This is a genomic window from Aporhodopirellula rubra (assembly GCF_014192335.1).
Taxonomy (GTDB): domain Bacteria; phylum Planctomycetota; class Planctomycetia; order Pirellulales; family Pirellulaceae; genus Rhodopirellula; species Rhodopirellula rubra.
The window spans coordinates 1-1,040 of record NZ_JACHXU010000074.1; the positions used below are offsets into that span (position 1 = coordinate 1).

General features: G+C 53.7%; 2 protein-coding genes. Both read left to right on the forward strand.

What is annotated here, in order from left to right; all coding sequences use genetic code 11:
* The first annotated feature begins 64 nt into the window (after positions 1 to 64).
* Entirely contained in the window at positions 65 to 508 is a 444-nt protein-coding gene (locus FHS27_RS30690) for a helix-turn-helix domain-containing protein (RefSeq protein WP_184310285.1), read from the forward strand.
* On the forward strand, positions 505 to 1,040 hold a 536-nt coding region (locus FHS27_RS30695), incomplete at its 3' end, for an IS630 family transposase (RefSeq protein ID WP_184310287.1). The genes FHS27_RS30690 and FHS27_RS30695, both read left to right, overlap by 4 nt.

Below are 1,040 nucleotides of genomic sequence, written 5' to 3' on the forward strand. Positions count from 1 at the left end.
AGGAATTGGGGTTGGATGATTTTGGGTATTTCGTGGAAACTATGTGCAACACACGGAGGTTTCCATGATCAAAAAGTATATCGTCCGGCTTTCGGACAAGGAACGTGACGCCTGTCGGTGCGTCATCAAGGCACTCAAGGGTTCATCGCAGAAGGTTCGCCGCGCTCAGATGCTGCTCAAGGCGGATGCCGATGGGCCAGCATGGACCGACGCGAAAATCGCTGATGCCTTCAACGCTCGCGTGCAAACGATCGAAAATCTGAGAAGGCGTCTCGTCAACGATGGGTTTGAAGTCGCTCTCAACGGAAAGCCACGTGCGAAACCACCCACGCCGGCCAAGCTCGATGGTAAGGCGGAGGCCAAGTTGATTTCGATGCGACTGGGCAAGCCTCCTAAGGGGTTTGGCAAGTGGACGCTACAATTGCTGGCCGACCAATTGGTCAGTCTCGAAGTCGTCGACTCGATTTGCCCGGAAACAGTGCGCAAGACGCTAAAAAAAATCGCATGACGAAACGGATGATTGAGTACTGGGTGATCCCGCCGGAGAACGATGCCGAGTTTGTCGCGTGCATGGAAGAAGTGCTTGAAACGTACGAAAAACCGTACGATTCATCCCATCCGGTCATCTGCATGGACGAGCAGCCTGTGCAATTGCTCAAGGAAACCCGCGTTGCGATTGAGGCAACGAAGGACCATCCCAAGCGAGTCGACTACGAATATGAACGCAATGGAACAGCCAGCATCTTCATGTTCACAGAGCCTCTCTCGGGGTTTCGCCAAGCGACCGCGCGTTCACAACGCACGAAAGCCGACTGGGCACGTGAAGTCGCCCATCTTCTGGACACACGCTATGCCGATTGCGAAAAGGTTACGATGGTGCTGGACAATTTGAATGTTCACACCAAGGGTGCTTTCTATGAAGCCTTTGAACCTGCGATCGCGCGGGCCTACGTGAAGCGAATCGAGTTTGTGTTCACTCCAAAGCATGGTAGTTGGCTGAATGTTGCCGAATGTGAACTCAGCGCGATGACGCGACAGTG